We start from the raw sequence: 16930 nt of genomic DNA on the forward strand, positions 1-16930 counted from the left end.
CACGATCAGCAGGTGCTATGAGTACGGCAGAAGGGGATAGAGGTGGCGGTGGGGATGATTGGGTTAAAGATGGTGATGGATATATGTGGGATGACAGAGTAACTGATCAAGCAACTGCTGAGGAATATCACGGTAGTGGTGCAAAATATATTGGAGAAGCTGCTACAGTAACATCTAAACAAAATGGTAACGTTTTGGATTCTGTTAATCTTAATTCTGATGGTTCAGTAACTAAAGATGGCGCTACTATACAAGCAGGTAGTGATGGATCATTTACGAATGCAGCAGGCTCTTCATTCAAATCTCGTCAAACTGGAGGAAGTTTTGTTTCTGTAGGATTTGATGGTGCATTTGGTGGTGGTTTTGGTGTTCAACTTGGGATTGTAAATGATGCTGTTGGTAATACAGATCTTTTTCTTAATTTCAATGGAAATATAGGATTTGGATTATTTATGGGACTTTCAGCAGGTACAGTTAGTCCAACAGGGGACAATCAATTTACAACTTCTGACTTTGCAGGTAACTCTAGTAGTTATACAGCAGGTGTAAGCGCTCCTGCTTTTGATGCTGCTTGGTCTGTAGGTGGTACAATTGATAAAAATATGAATGCTGTAGATAAAATGAATCCATCTAATTTTGGACAAAATAAAGTAGAAATACAGAGAGGTTATAGAGCTGATCAGTCAGGAATGGGACCTGGAGGAGGATGGGGAGCTGGAGGTATTTATTCATATGGTACAACAAAAACATTAAAAAAATAATAAATTTAAAAATGAGTGCTAAAGAAAAAATTATTTTAATAGGAGTAATAGTTATTCCTCTTTTATTACTATTTAGTTGGGTCTTTTTTGAATCAATAACAGATAAAGAAACACATAAAGAAGTTTACCTTAATCATGAGATTGATACTGAATATAGTGGTAAGGTAGATTCTATATATAGATTAAAAATGAGTCATAATACCTTAACCTTAAAGATATCTGACCATAATTTTTATGTTCCTCCAAAGTGGGAAAACAAATTTAAGGTTGATGACTCGATTTATAAAAAGAGAGGAAGTTTGAAAGTTGAGCACTATCGAGAAGGAAAATTATTAGAAATTTTAGATTATAATAATGTTGTAAAAAACATGAAATAAGTTGCTAACCTGATGGGTCAGGTATAACATTTTCAGCTTCTGCTGATTACAATTATGCAACATATTCTATAGCATTTAGTCTTGTTTCAAATGAAGAAGGTAAACTTGGAGGCTTCTTAACTTTTGGGTCAGGACTTTCTAATAGTAGGTTAAGTGCAGGTCTAGGTCTTTCTTTAGATCTTATTAATACCTACGGAGGGGCAACAGTATTTAAAGGCTTCAAAGATTATGCAAAAGGTGGTGGTGGATCTATTAATTATTTTGGAGTGTCACATTATCAAAGTGTCGATGAAATAAATGGTCAATTTGTAAATTCTCCACAAGGAGTTACTACAAATAGCGTTTTTTTTAATTTTAAGCCAAGTACAGGAGGTAACTATGGTGTTACAAATACCTATAAATTATTTTAAAAATATAAATATGCGATATGATTTTTTGCTTTGTATATGTTTACTCTTTTTCTCTTGTGGACCATCTTATGATTGCGATGCTTCTGCAGAAAACTATAGATCGGATGAATGTGTTTTAATTGTTAAAAAAGTACCTAGAGATATTGACAATATCTTTGATTATCGAGGAATTAGTCCTATTACTAAAAAAGAATGTGATTGTAATTCCGAACGAAGTGGCAGATGGTGGTCACTTTATAGTGATCACATCGAAATTGGCGATACTATAATAAAAAAGAAAGGAGAATTAATTTTCGGTATCCATAAAAAGGATACGGTTTTGAGTTTTAATTTTGTGTGTGACGGTAAAGTCTATAAATAGTATCAGACTGTTCGGATTTGTGCCTTAAGCAGATTCTATTGTCTATATTTACAACGCAACTGGGCAAAAACTAGAGAAAATTGTAACTGATAATGGAGTTATCACAAGTACGAAATATTTAGGAGGATTTCAGTATAAAAACGATGTGTTGCAGTATTTTCCAACAGCAGAAGGCTATGTAAACAACACACCTGTAAATGGAGCGAGCAATTATAGTTATGTGTTTAATTATACCGATCATTTAGGGAATATCCGTGTGAGCTACAAAAAAAATGCTCAAAATGTTCTTGAAATTCTTGAAGAAAATAATTATTATCCTTTTGGTTTAAAACACGAAGGGTATAATACAGATAATAAACAACCGAATTACAAGTATAAGTACAACGGAAAAGAGTTGCAGGACGAGTTAGGGCTTAACATGTACGACTATGGATGGCGTAATTATATGCCAGATATAGGACGCTGGACACAAATCGACCCTTTATTTAATGACCTTAAGTTTGCTAATGATAATAGTCAAGTAGATGATGAAGATGACCAAAACGAAGTTTATATGTCTATCATTAACGATCTTGAATTAGGTGGTGGAATATACAATATAGATAATTTAAATCCTTATGGTTATGGATATAACAATCCAGTATCTTTTGATGACCCAGATGGTAGATGTCCATCTTGTTTTTGGGGTGCAATAATAGGTATTGGTGTCGATTATGGACTCCAAGTTGCTACTAATTTCGCTACAGGAAAAAGAGGGATGGAAGCTTGGACAAATATAGATAGAACTTCGATTTATGTTTCTGCAGGTGCAGGAGCATTAAGCGGAGGAATATCAGCTTTAAAACAGTATAAAAATGCATCTACTGTTGTGAAAATTGGAGTTGATATTGCAACTGATACTGGAGTTAGTATAGCTAGTCAAGGTATTAAAGACGGTAAGGTTTCATTAGAAAACACAGCTATTGACGTGACAGCAGGGCAGTTTGTAGGAAGAGGAGTAGGTAAAATTGTCGAGAAAAAAGCCTTAAATTCAGTCAAGGGCAAACAATTACAAGCAAATATAAATCGAGAAAAAAATATAGCTAGAGGTAAGTCTAATTCAACTCCTAAAAGTAAAGCAGATGTAGATACGGCTAAAAAAAGGCTCAATACATATGTTAATAAAAGATCTTCAGCATCTTCAGCGACAGCATCAGGAGCAGCATCAACAACAGTAGAAAATTTAAATGAAAAAAAGAAAAAAAAATAAATCACTTACAACAAAAGAAAAAATCATTTTTTGGGTAAAAAAACCAGAAAATATTGCATTAATATTTCTTTTAATTATTGTTACAATAATCGGAATAATTGATGATAAATTAGATATCATACTAATAGTTTATGTAGTAGCTTTTTTATTTGGGCTTTTAATAGGTACTATATTTTATTTGAAAGATAAATTTTTTTAATTATTTTTTTATATCTCCTGCACGAATCCTTTCGTGTAGCATTGGCCAATCAAAGCGAATCAGATAAAACAAATCCAACCTCGTCAACTACTGACGAGGTTTTTTTATGCGTTAGATACCCCAAATTACACCAAATCAGCATTAATCCTGAGCTTGTTTTTTTTGAAAGATTTTTTAATTTTCATTTGAGATTAAAAACAAAACAGTCTAAAAAAAGCATATGAAAAAATATGCCCAATATCAAAGTAAATCGTTTAACATTAGGAATGTATGTGAAGATTTGTTGTTTTTTTAAAATAACAAAATATACGAAAAGTTGTATTTTTTTTCTTTTAATTGAGTATATAATCTATATATTTTACTATTTTTACAAAGCAAAAAAATGAAAAAGGACGTTCTTTAAAAAGTAGTTACTCATGCGAGAAAAATATTGAGCAGACAACATTGTTTATATTTACAACGCAACTGGGCAAAAACTAGAGAAAATTGTAACTGATAATGGAGTTGTAACTCAAACTAAGTATTTGGGAGGATTTCAGTATAAAAACGATGTGCTGCAGTATTTTCCAACAGCAGAAGGTTATGTAAACAACACACCTGTAAATGGAGCGAACAATTATAGTTATGTGTTTAATTATACCGACCATTTAGGAAATGTTCGTGTGAGCTACAAAAAAAATGCTCAAAATGTTCTTGAAATTCTTGAAGAAAATAATTATTATCCTTTTGGTTTAAAACATGAGGGGTATAATACAGATAATAAACAACCGAATTACAAGTATAAGTACAATGGAAAAGAGCTACAAGATGAACTGGGGCTTAACATGTATGACATGGAAGCTCGAAACTATATGTCAGATATTGGACGTTGGGGAGTGATAGATGAACTTGCTGAAAATTTCGATGATTTATCACCATATAATTTTTCTAATAATAATCCTATATTATTTTCTGACCCTAGTGGACTTGCTCCAGAAGGAGGTTCATCAAGTAATTACTTTGAGTCAACTTTTGTAGATAAAGGGGGTAAAGTAGTTGAGCATAGGAATGATGGGGACGATAATGTATATTTGGTGGGTGATAGTTGGAAGCCAGGTGGTTCAAAATCAGGTCTGTCTGTAATTGGGCATGAGGCTCCAGGCGAAACTTATCGAAAGGGAGATAAGGTATTAATGGATTTTAATGGTTATGCCAATGTACAACGTATGGCTACTGGCGCTGCTACTCCGATTGGTGGTGCTTTTGATATCTTTGGTGTTTGGGAAGCTTTCTACACTGAATTGTTTAATGAAATTGGAGGTGATTCACCTGAGTCGGCTTTAGCATTCGCAGTTGTAACAAAAGGAAAAGCGAAAACATCAACATCTGTTAGAGCAGTAATCGGTTTAATTAAATCTGGAAAGCTCCATAAACATCACGTTTTATCACAGCAATTTAGAAAATGGTTCGCTGGTCGTGGCATAAAAAATATTGATGATTATACGATTCAAATGAGTGCAAAAAATCACTTGAAGACCCTCCACGGTCAAGGTAAATGGAATCAGCAATGGGCTGATTTTATCAAAGCAAATCCAAATGCGACACCTTCCCAAATATTTTATCAAGCCGAATCTATGTTGAAACGTTATGGACTAGAGCATTCACGTTATGTACCTTACAAATAATAAAAAAAATGAAAAATATATCTATTAATAATGAACCATTGGAATTGAGTATTGGTAAATCATATTATATAATTGATGCTCTATATCTAAATGATATCAAAAAAGAATTATTAAGTACTAATAGTTTACCTGAAGACATAAGGGAGAAAATTTTCCCCTATACCGACACACCATTTGCTCAATATAAATCAAATAAAAATACGTTTTTTGTCAACCAAATAGAAAAAGTTGATTATGACGAAGTTGTAGAAGGAGATACCTCCTTCTTTTCCACAGATACAGGTTTAATTGTCTTTGTATTAGAGGATATACTAATTGAGTTTCTTAAGGATTATAATTATGAAGATTTAGTAGATTCAGAGAATGAACTAATAAATGAAGATTATTGGAATGAATTAGTGTCAAAATTTAATTCTACTGATATTGGCTTAATATTATCAGATATGAATTCAGGAAATGATTTTGACGGAAGCGGAACGTACAAAATTGTCTAAATATGACGATGAAAAATAGATTTAGAGAATAGCTCGATTGCTCAGAAATGCACAATGTTAGCGTGGAAATCCTTCACATGCTACAAAGTGAATTGCTTAAAACAATCCAACCTCGTCAATTACTGGCGAGGTTTTTTTATGCGCTAAATACTCCAAATCACCTCGATAAGCATTAATCCTGAGCTTGTTTTATTGGAAGATTTTTTAATTTTCATTTGAAATTAAAAACAAAACGTTCTAAAAAAATCATTTGAAAAAATATGCCCAATATCAAAGTAAATCGTTTAGCATTAAGAATGTATGTAAAGATTTGTTGTTTTTTTTAAACAACAAAATGTACGAAAAATTATCAATTTTTTTCTTTTTATTGAGTATATAATCTATATATTTTACTATTTTTACAAAGCAAGAAAATGAAAATGGACGTTCTTTAAAAAAGTAGTTACTCGCGCGAGGAAAATATTGAGCAGATAACATTGTCTATATTTACAACGCAACGGGGCAAAAACTAGAGAAAATTGTAATCGAAGGCTATGTAAACAACACTAGAAGGACCGACTAATAATACAAATCCTAAAGGAGGAGCTTCAAATAGAAAAAATGTAATTCGACAATAATATTACTATATGAAATTAAAAGAAGGAGATATATTCGAATTTTCTATTAGTGAAAATTCAAAGTGTTATGGACAAATTGTAAGATTTTACAAAAAAGATGCTTTTAGCATTATAATTTTTAAAGGTTCGTATCGTTCTAGACCTCAAACAGAAGAATTGTTAAAAGATAAGATACTACTTTTTGGAAATACTTTTGATGCCAAATTTTATCATAAACATTGGGTAGTGATTGATAATGTAAAATCTAATCTAGATAAAATTAAGTTGCCATATTACAAAATAGGAACAGAACCTGTTTATATTCAAGATTTTTTTGATAATAAATTGAGAAAAGCTAGCTCTGAAGAAGAGAAATTATTGAATTACAAAACTTATAATGCTCCAGTAGGATTCGAGTTAGCAATGAAAGCATATTACAAAATCATTGAATGGAATAGTTCATATGATGAGATGTTATATTCTAATGTTATCAAAAGTATTGATTCAATAGAAAACAACCAATCCTGATAATACTTTTAATAAATACAATTGATAAACAAATCCAACCTCGTCAACTACTGGCGAGGTTTTTTTATGCGTTAGATACCCCAAATTACACCAAATCAGCATTAATCCTGAGCTTGTTTTTTTTGAAAGATTTTTTAATTTTCATTTGAGATTAAAAATAAAACAGTCTAAAAAAAGCATATGAAAAAATATGCCCAATATCAAAGTAAATCGTTTAGCATTAGGAATGTATGTAAAGATTTGTTGTTTTTTTGAAATAACAAAATATGCGAAAAGTTGTATTTTTTTTCTTTTAATTGAGTATATAATCTATATATTTTACTATTTTTACAAAGCAAAAAAATGAAAAAGGACGTTCTTTAAAAAGTAGTTACTTATGCGAGAAAAATATTGAGCAGACAACATTGTTTATATTTACAACGCAACGGGTCAAAAACTAGAGAAAATTGTAACTGATAATGGAGTTGTAACTCAAACTAAGTATTTGGGAGGCTTTCAGTATAAAAACGATGTACTGCAGTATTTTCCAACAGCAGAAGGCTATGTTAACAATACACCTGTAAATGGAGCGAACAATTATAGTTATGTGTTTAATTATACCGACCATTTAGGAAATGTACGTGTAAGCTATAAAAAGAATGCTCAAAATGTTCTTGAAATTCTTGAAGAAAATAATTATTATCCTTTTGGCTTAAAACACGAAGGGTATAATGTTAATCCTACAAGTGATTATAAGTATAAATATAACGGGAAGGAATTACAAGACGAGATGGAGCTTGGAATGTACGATTATGGTTTTAGAAATTATGACCCCGCTCTTGGACGTTGGATGAATATTGACCCATTAGCTGAAATGTCTAGAAGATGGTCACCATATACGTATTGTTATAACAATCCTGTATTTTTTATTGACCCAGATGGAATGCTAGCTACTTACGATTGGGATGCCCATAATTCAGGAAGAAAAGGAGTTTATAAAGATAGAGATAAAGAAGTATCGTTTGAAGAAGCAAAGGCAAGTCAAGGTATTTCTACACCTAAACAAGAGCAATACAAGAAAGGTGATTATGTTGCTGTAGTAAATGCGCCAAAAGGAGCAGGCGGTTTTGGACATAATGCTTTATTAGTAGGTAATGACGATACGGGATGGGTATTTATTTCAAAAGAGGGTAGAGACGACGATGAAAATTCTAATAGTGGCAATAATCCAGTGACTGGTGGGCCTGCTTTAGAAGCTAGGAAAGACATATTTAATACTATTAATGATTTTTTTGCTGATAAGGATTATTCGGAATATAAGGAAGGTGTAGTAATTAAAATACAATCATCCACAGCTGAAAAAGGAGAAAAGGAAATGACAAAACAGGCATTGAGTAAATATTCACTTATTTTTAATAATTGCGGACAAGCTGTAAATGAAACCTTAAATAAATTGGGTGTAAGAACGGTTGACCCTGATAAATATAAAGGATTTGGAGGTTATTCTGCAGGAGTTGCTTTATATAATGGAGTAGTTCCAAATGAGATGTACTATTCCGTAAAACAGGCAAATAAGAATGTGCCACGAACAATATTGTCAAGAAAATGAGAAAGAAAGTTTTAATTAGTCTATGCATTATAGCGATAATGTTTATTAGTTGTAATGAATTCAATACAGCAACACCTCAAGCATCTTCAACAATTTCAAATTCAAAAGAAAATGGGTTTTACCTCTCGACTGCAAATAAATTGCAAACGGGAGATTTAGATATTATTGATTCTGTATGGATTGAAAAAGTTTGGCATTATAAAGTTATAAACGGAGAAAAAAGAAAAGTTGCATTATCTCCAAATAATCAAATTGTTTTGAAATTAAAAAAAACAAGAAAAGAGTTTAAGAAAAGTGAATACTTATTAGAATGGAAAATAGAGGAAAAGCATTTTGGTAATTTAGGTTCTGGTAATGGAGTGTTTATGATAAGATACCCCAAAAACACTAAAATAGATACTCTTCATTTTTTATTACATAAAGTAAATGATAATTCAACTATTGATATCGGAACATTTGTTAATGCATCAAGGTAATGATAAAATAGACGATGTATCAGATGTGTTGGTTGTTAATTATTGACCCGACCGCTCAGATATGTGCAACGATAGTGCCGAAATGTTTTCCGTGCCCACAAAGCGAATCACATAAACCAATCCAACCTCGTCAATTACTGGCGAGGTTTTTTTATGCGCTAGATACTCCAAATCATACCAAATAGGCTTTAATCCTGAGCTTGTTTTATTGGAATATTTTTTAATTTTCATTTGAAATCAAAATCAAAACGTTCTAAAAAATCATTTGAAAAAACAGGCTCAATATCAAAGTAAATCGTTTAGCATTAAGAATGTATGTAAAGATTTGTAGTTTTTTTAAAACAACAAAATGTACGAAAAATTATCAATTTTTTCTTTTAATTGAGTATATAATCTATATATTTTACTATTTTTACAAAGCAAGAAAATGAAAAAGGACGTTCTTTAAAAAAGTAGTTACTCACGCGATAAAATTATTGAGCAGATAACATTGTCTATATTTACAACGCAACTGGGCAAAAACTAGAGAAAATTGTAACTGATAATGGAGTTATCACAAGTACGAAATATTTAGGAGGATTTCAGTATAAAAACGATGTGTTGCAGTATTTTCCAACAGCAGAAGGCTATGTAAACAACACACCTGTAAATGGAGCGAGCAATTATAGTTATGTGTTTAATTATACCGATCATTTAGGGAATATCCGTGTGAGCTACAAAAAAAATGCTCAAAATGTTCTTGAAATTCTTGAAGAAAACAATTATTATCCTTTTGGTTTAAAACACGAAGGGTATAATGTTAATTCAGCAAGTGATTATAAATATAAGTACAATGGGAAAGAACTGCAGGACGAACTGGGGCTTGGGATGTATGACTATGGGTCGAGACTTTATGACCCTGCAAGAGCTGGTTGGAGTAATATTGACCCACTAGCAGAAAAGATGAGAAGATATAGTCCTTACAATTATTGTTTTGATAATCCAGTGTATTTTATTGATCCTGATGGTATGGCGCCAAGAGGTGCACGATCAGCAGGTGCTATGAGTACGGCAGAAGGTGATAGAGGTGGCGGTGGGGACGATACTATGTTTCAGAGTGATTATTTAAATCAAAACGGAGGACATTGGACAGATATATACAAGAGTGGTGGTAATAATTCTATTGATCCATCAAAAAAAGGACAAGGAACTGATACAGGAAACGCACAATATGTTGGTAAAGATGGATTACCTAATGGAGTAGATTTGCCAGCGGTAGGTCTAAATGAGGTGGTAGTAAAGGGATATAAAAGCCAATCTTATTATCAAGGTTATTTCGATACTTATAAGCATATTGATGGAAAAAATCCTTATTCTCCGTACACTCCTGATGGATATGGTCTTACACTTTCAGGTTCAGTAGATTATAATTTTACTACTTTTTCTGTAAGTCTTAGTTTGGCTCTTGATGCTAGTGACAATACATTTGCAGGTTTTGGTTCTGTTGGTTCTGGGCTTTCCAGTTCAAGAGGATTTAGTGCTGGAGCAGGATTATCTGTTGATATACATGATACGTATGGAGGTACTTCTTTATTTGAAGGTTTAAAAGGATATTCAAAAGGAGGTTCCGCTTCTTATTCCAACTATGGAGTGTCTCATTATCAAAGTGCTAGAGTTAATAAACAAGGCCAGTTTGATTTTAATAAAAGAGAAGGGATTTTAACTAATAGTTTCATTTTCAATCTTAAACCGAGTACAGGTGTTAGCGGAGGAGTTACTTACAGCAGAAGATTATTTTAAAAATAAAAATTATGAAATATACTATTTTATTATGCTTGGCTTTGTGTTTCTTTTGTTGTGGTCCTATGGGAAATTGTAATGAAGAAGCAGAAGATTTAAAAGGAGACGAATGTCTTTTAATTGTACGGGAAATACCAACTGATACTGATGACAGATTTGATTATAAAGGAATAAATCCAGTAACCGAAAAAGAATGCGATTGTAATTCTAGTAGAAGTGATAGATGGTGGGCAGATTATAAAAAAGATATTGCTATTGGCGATACTATAATAAAAAAGAAAGGAGAATTAATTTTCAGTATCCATAAAAAGGATACAGTTTTGAGTTTTAATTTTGAGTGTGACGGTAAAGTCTATAAATAATATTACAGTATTTCCCAACAGCAGAAGGTTATGTAAATAATACCCCCGCTCCTGCACGAATCCTTTCGTGTGGCACAACGATAATCAAAGAAAATACATTAAACCTCGTCAATTACTGGCGAGGTTTTTTTATGCGCTAGATACTCCAAATCACACCTGATAAGCATTAATCCTGAGCTTATTTTTTTTGGAAGATTTTTTAATTTTATTCTTTCTGTATGTCCTTATTACTGAGTTTATAAGCTATTAATAGAACTACAAGTTTTGTTAAGAGGGGAAGTTTTTTGTAATAAGTTATTTTTATTCAGTCTAAATTAAGTTATATTTGCAACTTTTAACCGAATATCTGTTACATATATTACAGTTTCCATTACAATTAAATACCATGTCTTATTGCAATAGTCTCCTAGTAATAACTAAAAATAGCAAAACTATTATTCTGTTATTATGCATTTTGTTTTCCAATCTTGGTTTTGCTCAAAACATAAATAAACTAAGGATTCAGATTGCTGTTAAAGATTCTGAGAGTAAATTTCCAATAAAGGGGGGAATAGTAGCTGTAGAAGGAGTATTTCAGAAATACGAATTGCAATCAGATGATTTTGGCAGCGTCGTTTTAGAATCTATTCCGAGTGGGAATTACAAAATTAAAGTATCGCATATAGGTTACGCAAGTATCGAAAAGAACCTTGTTTTTACAAGCAACCAACATTTATCTTTTGAATTAACTCCAATAAGTGTTGAATTGAATGAAGTAGTTATTACAGCTACTGAATCTCGTGGAATGACAAGTACTTCTGTCATTGATAAAAAAGCAATGCAGCATTTACAACCTTCTAGTTTTACCGATTTATTAGAATTACTGCCAGGGGGACGCTCTAAAGACCCTGTATTTAATGTATCTAACCATATTAAATTAAGAGAAGTCGGAATAGCCGATTCTAATTATGATATTTCATCTCTTGGAACTGCCTTTGTAGTCGATGGAATCCCTATTAATACGGATGCGAATTTACAATATACAACGGGTTCCAATATGACTATTACGCCTGGTTCTGGATACGCAAATACACGTCGAAACACTACATCAAAAGGGGTGGATATGCGTTCTATTTCTACAGATCAGATTGAGAGAGTAGAAATTGTTAGAGGAATTCCTTCTGTAGAATATGGTGATTTAACGAGCGGGCTTATTAAGATTAAACGTAAAAGAGGCCGTAGTGATTTGGAATCGCGTTTTAAAGCTGATGAGTTCAGCAAATTATACTATGTAGGTAAAGGTTTTGAAGATGAAGAAAAACGATTTGTATTAAATGTTGGTCTTGATTATTTGAATGCAAAGCCTGATCCTCGAAATAGTTTTGAAAACTACAAAAGAATTACAGCATCGATTCGTGCTCAAAAAACATGGGAGAATGATTCTTATTTGCTTCAGTGGGATTCCAGTCTGGATTATAGTGGTTCTATGGACAATGAGAAAGCTGATCCCGATGTTGGTTTTGCAAAAATAGACCGATATAGCTCTGATTACAATCGGTTTTCATTGGCCAACTCTTTTGATTTAAATTTCAAATCAGCTCAATTTTTAAAAGCGATACATGTAGCGACATCATTGAGTCAGCAATATGATAAAATAGAACAGACGAAATGGGTTCAGGTGTCTAATGCGACTGCTATCCCTAATAATACAGAACAAGGAGAATCTGATGGTATTTTTTTAACCCCTCAATATACTTCTAATCTTTTGGTTGATGGAAAACCATTTGATGCTTTTTTTAAAGGAATGGGAGACTTTGAAGTTCGTTTTCTAGGAATAACACATGCTTTAAAGGCAGGCTCGGAGTGGACTTATTCTAAAAATAATGGGAAAGGTCAGGTTTATGATACAACACATCCGCCGTCTCCTGAAATGACAACGCGCCCCAGATCATACAAAGATATTCCTGCCAGTACTGATATTGCTTTTTTTGCCGAAGATGCGATTACAATTCCCTTAGGCAACCATCAATTAAACATTGCTGGTGGTATCCGAGCCATGTCATTATTAAACGTGCCATCGGCTTATGCCATTCATGGGAAATATTATTTTGATCCCCGAATTAATGCACAATGGGCGCTACCATCTTTTAAAATTGGAAAACATGCCTTAAAAACGGAATTCACAGTTGGTACGGGTCAGTATACTAAATTTCCAACACTGGCACAGCTTTATCCTGATTATGTATATAATGATTTGGTACAGCTTAATTATTACCATAATACTCCTGAATACAGAAGAATCAATTTAATGACTTATAAAACGGCTGCAATTAATTATGATTTAAAGCCTGCAATCAATAAAAAATGGGAAGTTCGAACAGATTTCTCATATGATAACAATCGATTTTCGGTTACTTATTTTAATGAACGTTTGGATTCTGGATTTAGAAATGGTTCTCGTTATCATGCACTTTCCTATAAAAAATACGATAGCAGTTCTATCGATCCTTTAACCTTAACGGGACAGCCTGATCTTGCTCAGATGAGCTTTGTTATGGATACCTTATTAACCACCTATAACATTACAAATAACGGAAGTAAATTACTTAAAAGCGGGGTCGAATTTCAATTCTCATCGAAGCGTTTTAAAGCGATAAATACCCGATTTACAATAAATGGCGCTTGGTTTAAAACGATTTATACAAACAGCAGCCCTGTTTACAAAAGCGGACAAAAAGACATTGTTATCAACGGGAAGCGACTTCCTTATTTAGGACTTTACCAATGGGATGATGGTTCCGAAAAGCAGCAATTAAATACCAATCTAATTGTTGATACCTATATTCCTTCACTTGGATTGGAGTTCTCTAGTTCATTTCAATTTATGTGGTTCAGAAGCGGACAATCTACGCCTATGAACGGGACCCCGATTTCCTATATTGATCCTTCCGGAAAGCAGCATCCTTATCTCGAAGAAAATAAATCAGATCCTATTTTGCAATGGCTGGATATAAAGTACAACGACGCTTTATTTGAAAAAAGAACCGTTCCGATGTCGATGAATATGAATTTAAAAGTCTCTAAAGATTTTTATAAAAAATTTAGAATATCGATGTTCGTTAACCGACTCTTTAGCTACTATCAAAATTATGAAATTAACGGTCAGAAGATTGAACGAAGAGGACTTACTTCTCCTTATTTCGGAATGGAATTAAACTTGAATTTATAACTTTTAATATTAAATAAATACCTTAATCATGAAAATTAAATTACTACCCATTTATCTAACAATAGCCGTAATGGCACTATTACAATCGTGTTCAAAAGATGATGATAATTATAGCGGTAAGCAAACTGCTTTAACTTTAAAACTAAGTAATCCAGAGGATTTAAATAATGTGGTGCTTTCTAATCTTACGGTTTCTTTTAAAGAACTTAATACAGGTAAAATAACTGAAAGCAGTGCATTTACAAATAATAATCTTTCTATTGCACTAAGCGAAGGTTCTTATGAAATTTCTATTAATGGAAAAATTAATTATTCGGCAGGCGAGAGTACTGTTGATGCCTCAGTAAGCGGCTATAAAGAATCTGTAGTTATTACAGGTCAAACCGCTGTAGTTTCTTTAAATCTGTTCCTTAAAACAAACCAATCAGATTTTATTATTGAGGAGGTATTTTTTACAGGAACAAAGACTGCTGAGGGTAAACAATATCTAGGCGACAAATACTTTAAAATTTACAATAATACGGATCAGGTATTATATGCAGATGGATTGATGATTGCACAATCAGAATTTATGACGATTGAAAAACAGAATTATACGCCAAATATCATGGAAAAATCGTTTGCAGCATCAGCCATTGCAATTGTTCCAGGAAACGGAACTACTTATCCAATTGCTCCGGGTGCCTATTTTATTATTGCTGAAGATGCAATTAACCATAAAGAATACAATTCGGGTTCAATAGACTTGAGAACTGCTAATTTCGAATTTTATACAGAAGATGCCGATGATGTTGATAATCCAGCAGTTCCTAATATGCAGAATTTATTCTCATCGATGGTTATTCATAACAGAGGATTCAAAAGCTTCGTTATTGCTCGTTTGCCAATAAATAAAGATGCTTTTTTAGCTGATTATACGTATGACTATGAGTACAATATGGTAATTGGTGGTGAGAGTTATCCAATGGGAGAGAGTGTTTACTCTATTCCTAATGAATGGATTGTAGATGCTGTTAATTTAAGTGTTGCATCAGAATTTCAATGGATTGTTACTGCTCCTTCATTAGACATGGGATGGACTTACTGCGGAAAAGTTGATGCAGATCAAAGCCGTTATGGAAAAAGCGTTCGTCGTAAAGTGCTTTCAACTAACGCTAAAGGTATAAAAACATTGAAGGACACAAATAATTCTACATTAGATTTTAGCCCTGAGGTTAAACCATCTTTAATGAATTAATAAATTTATCATGAGCTTTCGTTCCATCTTCTTATTTCTTATTTTTAGTTCAGCTATGCTGCATGCACAGGATAGTACTTCGGTATTACTCCGTATTCATGAGGATTTATCTCCTGCTAATAATTTTTCTAATATAATTTATACTAATCCAGCAAATCAGCCGTATGCCCGCCGTTATTCTTTATCCGAATTTAGTGCAGGTTATAATGCTAGTTCGCAACAAACCAATATGCAGCAACTAGGGAGCGGTATTAATCAATTTCTTATTAATGCACAATCTCATTATAAGATTGATACTAAGAATACTGTTTGGGGAAATGCGTATTATAAAAATGGACAACGTAAAAATGTGCGCTGGAACGAAAGCTCAGATTATCAGGTAATCTATCCTTATGTAACTGCCGATTCTATAGGAGGTGATCTTTCTTTTGAGGAATATTCTTTTAAAGGTGGATATACAAAAGCATTTCAGAAAATGACTCTTGGAGTTGTTGCCGAATACCGCGCTTTATTAGAATACCGTGATATCGATCCCAGACCTAAAAATACAGTTTCGGATCTAAAGGTAGGAGTAGGGCTTTCCAGAAACATCGGAAATCATTATGCTATTGGAGCAGCAATTAATTTACAAAAATATACCCAGTCGAATAATTTAAAATTCTTTAGCGAGTTGGGAGCTCCGGCCGTTTATCATATGACTGGGCTTGGAGTATATAACAACTTGCTTACCGGAAATAAATTGAGTTCTTTTTATGATGGAAAGGGGTATGGTGCAAATGTGCAATTATTCCCAAAAGATCAAAATGGTTTTGCAGTAGCTGTAGGATACAATCGTTTTGATTATGAAAAAATAATGACTGAATTTCAAGATCTTATTGCCTCTAGTATTTTAGAAAAAGGTTATCAAGGTGAGGTTTCTTATTTAAAGAAATCAGAGAAACAGGCTTGGGGTACAAAAATTGGATTTTCTTATACTGATCGGGCTGGTACTGAAAACATATTCGATAATCAAACTTCAACATCTTATGTAAAAATAGCTGAAGATACTAAATACAGCAATCAAGTTACATCTGTTGTGTTTTCTGGATTATACAGCATCCCTAATCCTGAATTATCATGGTCTATTGCTCCGAGTTTTAATTTGAAAAAAACAGAAACAAAATATATTGATCCCTTACGGATTATTGATGTTCAACAGGGTATTGGTCGATTAGATTTTTCTATATCAAAGCTTCTCTCACAATTATTAATTAATGTTTCGACTTCGGTTGAGCATAGCTGGGCTTTAGATTCAAAAATGAAACTGAATGACCGCGTAAATACAAATCAAATTTTTGAGATGTTAGATCATAATTTTGCTTATTTATCTGCCACTTATACTAAAATGAATTTGGGAACGCGATGGGATTACAAGTACGAAGCAGATCTTAACTTTTTCGTCAAAACAGATCTGGATTATTACAATTATTCTACAAACAAAAACAATACTTATTTTCAAATGTCACTGGGCTTGACATTTTAAGATGTATTATAAAAACACTATTGCTTTATAATGAAGTCTATTTTATTTAAAACCCTTTTTTTAGTTCTCTGTATTGGAGTTGTGCATTCGCTATTGAGTTTTAGTGTTACGCTAAGCGA

15 protein-coding genes and 1 pseudogene are annotated in these 16930 nt (G+C 32.7%); all 16 read left to right on the forward strand.

Features of this window, described 5'->3' with window-relative positions; all coding sequences use genetic code 11:
• The coding region (locus tag LPB87_RS19830; protein WP_230729059.1) for a hypothetical protein at window positions 1–761 on the forward strand (761 nt) is incomplete at its 5' end.
• Window positions 762–772: 11 nt separating this feature from the next.
• A complete protein-coding gene (locus LPB87_RS19835) occupies window positions 773–1138 on the forward strand; it encodes a hypothetical protein (protein ID WP_230729060.1) in 366 nt (121 codons plus the stop codon).
• Between the two features lie 266 nt (window positions 1139–1404).
• Window positions 1405–1548, forward strand: a complete 144-nt coding sequence (locus tag LPB87_RS19840; RefSeq protein ID WP_230729062.1) for a hypothetical protein — start codon at window positions 1405–1407, stop codon at window positions 1546–1548.
• 10 nt (window positions 1549–1558) lie between these two features.
• Window positions 1559–1909 (forward strand): hypothetical protein, encoded by a 351-nt coding sequence (locus tag LPB87_RS19845; RefSeq protein ID WP_230729063.1) that lies wholly within the window; start codon window positions 1559–1561, stop codon window positions 1907–1909.
• Window positions 1910–1940: 31 nt separating this feature from the next.
• A pseudogene (locus tag LPB87_RS19850) lies at window positions 1941–2393 on the forward strand (RHS repeat-associated core domain-containing protein); the annotation flags it as partial.
• A gap of 742 nt (window positions 2394–3135) precedes the next feature.
• Window positions 3136–3357 carry a hypothetical protein gene (locus LPB87_RS19855; RefSeq protein WP_230729064.1) on the forward strand — a complete coding sequence of 74 codons (222 nt, stop codon included), beginning with the start codon at window positions 3136–3138 and terminating at the stop codon, window positions 3355–3357.
• 524 nt (window positions 3358–3881) lie between these two features.
• Complete coding sequence (locus LPB87_RS19860) at window positions 3882–5021, forward strand: RHS repeat-associated core domain-containing protein (protein ID WP_230729065.1); 1140 nt, start codon at window positions 3882–3884, stop codon at window positions 5019–5021.
• An 8-nt stretch (window positions 5022–5029) separates the two neighbouring features.
• Window positions 5030–5515, forward strand: coding sequence for a hypothetical protein (locus LPB87_RS19865; RefSeq protein WP_230729066.1), 486 nt, complete (start codon window positions 5030–5032; stop codon window positions 5513–5515).
• Window positions 5516–6141: 626 nt separating this feature from the next.
• Window positions 6142–6639, forward strand: coding sequence for an Imm26 family immunity protein (locus tag LPB87_RS19870; RefSeq protein WP_230729067.1), 498 nt, complete (start codon window positions 6142–6144; stop codon window positions 6637–6639).
• Between the two features lie 484 nt (window positions 6640–7123).
• Window positions 7124–8227 carry an RHS repeat-associated core domain-containing protein gene (locus tag LPB87_RS20785; protein WP_347349806.1) on the forward strand — a complete coding sequence of 368 codons (1104 nt, stop codon included), beginning with the start codon at window positions 7124–7126 and terminating at the stop codon, window positions 8225–8227.
• Entirely contained in the window at window positions 8224–8703 is a 480-nt protein-coding gene (locus LPB87_RS19880) for a hypothetical protein (RefSeq protein WP_129538329.1), read from the forward strand. The genes LPB87_RS20785 and LPB87_RS19880 overlap by 4 nt, the downstream gene beginning before the upstream one ends.
• A 597-nt stretch (window positions 8704–9300) precedes the next feature.
• On the forward strand, window positions 9301–10482 hold the full coding sequence (locus tag LPB87_RS20790) for an RHS repeat-associated core domain-containing protein (RefSeq protein WP_347349807.1): 1182 nt from the start codon (window positions 9301–9303) through the stop codon (window positions 10480–10482).
• Window positions 10483–10493: 11 nt separating this feature from the next.
• Window positions 10494–10844, forward strand: coding sequence for a hypothetical protein (locus LPB87_RS19890; RefSeq protein ID WP_230729068.1), 351 nt, complete (start codon window positions 10494–10496; stop codon window positions 10842–10844).
• A gap of 385 nt (window positions 10845–11229) precedes the next feature.
• The gene (locus tag LPB87_RS19895; RefSeq protein ID WP_230729069.1) at window positions 11230–14052 is read left to right on the forward strand and encodes a TonB-dependent receptor plug domain-containing protein; all 2823 of its coding nucleotides are present in this window, start codon (window positions 11230–11232) and stop codon (window positions 14050–14052) included.
• Between the two features lie 28 nt (window positions 14053–14080).
• Window positions 14081–15289: a DUF4876 domain-containing protein gene (locus LPB87_RS19900; RefSeq protein ID WP_230729071.1), complete on the forward strand. Its 1209-nt coding sequence runs from the start codon at window positions 14081–14083 to the stop codon at window positions 15287–15289.
• 10 nt (window positions 15290–15299) lie between these two features.
• Window positions 15300–16811 carry a DUF6850 family outer membrane beta-barrel protein gene (locus LPB87_RS19905; protein WP_230729073.1) on the forward strand — a complete coding sequence of 504 codons (1512 nt, stop codon included), beginning with the start codon at window positions 15300–15302 and terminating at the stop codon, window positions 16809–16811.
• The last annotated feature ends 119 nt before the right edge of the window (window positions 16812–16930 follow it).

Origin of the sequence: Flavobacterium sp. EDS, from assembly GCF_020991525.1 — a bacterium.
Classification (GTDB): Bacteria; Bacteroidota; Bacteroidia; order Flavobacteriales; family Flavobacteriaceae; genus Flavobacterium.

Bases quoted from the DNA above. Each gene is read 5' to 3' on its own strand.
- LPB87_RS19855 (WP_230729064.1), top strand. From the start codon at position 3,136: ATGAAAAAAAGAAAAAAAAATAAATCACTTACAACAAAAGAAAAAATC.
- LPB87_RS19880 (WP_129538329.1), top strand. From the start codon at position 8,224: ATGAGAAAGAAAGTTTTAATTAGTCTATGCATTATAGCGATAATGTTT.
- LPB87_RS19890 (WP_230729068.1), top strand. From the start codon at position 10,494: ATGAAATATACTATTTTATTATGCTTGGCTTTGTGTTTCTTTTGTTGT.
- LPB87_RS19835 (WP_230729060.1), top strand. From the start codon at position 773: ATGAGTGCTAAAGAAAAAATTATTTTAATAGGAGTAATAGTTATTCCT.
- LPB87_RS19870 (WP_230729067.1), top strand. From the start codon at position 6,142: ATGAAATTAAAAGAAGGAGATATATTCGAATTTTCTATTAGTGAAAAT.
- LPB87_RS19900 (WP_230729071.1), top strand. From the start codon at position 14,081: ATGAAAATTAAATTACTACCCATTTATCTAACAATAGCCGTAATGGCA.
- LPB87_RS19895 (WP_230729069.1), top strand. From the start codon at position 11,230: ATGTCTTATTGCAATAGTCTCCTAGTAATAACTAAAAATAGCAAAACT.
- LPB87_RS19865 (WP_230729066.1), top strand. From the start codon at position 5,030: ATGAAAAATATATCTATTAATAATGAACCATTGGAATTGAGTATTGGT.
- LPB87_RS19905 (WP_230729073.1), top strand. From the start codon at position 15,300: ATGAGCTTTCGTTCCATCTTCTTATTTCTTATTTTTAGTTCAGCTATG.
- LPB87_RS19845 (WP_230729063.1), top strand. From the start codon at position 1,559: ATGCGATATGATTTTTTGCTTTGTATATGTTTACTCTTTTTCTCTTGT.